This window comes from Siccibacter turicensis LMG 23730, from assembly GCF_000463155.2.
Classification (GTDB): domain Bacteria; phylum Pseudomonadota; class Gammaproteobacteria; order Enterobacterales; family Enterobacteriaceae; genus Siccibacter; species Siccibacter turicensis.
Genome location: NZ_AWFZ01000014.1, coordinates 1 through 209, shown reverse-complemented (window position 1 = coordinate 209; position 209 = coordinate 1). Strand labels below are relative to the sequence as shown.

Below are 209 nucleotides of genomic sequence, written 5' to 3'. Positions count from 1 at the left end.
CGGGTAAGTTCCGACCTGCACGAATGGCGTAATGATGGCCAGGCTGTCTCCACCCGAGACTCAGTGAAATTGAAATCGCTGTGAAGATGCAGTGTACCCGCGGCAAGACGGAAAGACCCCGTGAACCTTTACTATAGCTTGACACTGAACATTGAGCCTTGATGTGTAGGATAGGTGGGAGGCTTTGAAGCGTGGACGCCAGTCTGCGT

The 209-nt window shown here is 53.1% G+C and carries 1 rRNA gene; it reads left to right on the top strand.

Features of this window, described 5'->3' with window-relative positions:
- Positions 1-209 (top strand): 23S ribosomal RNA (locus DW58_RS01475); the annotation flags it as partial.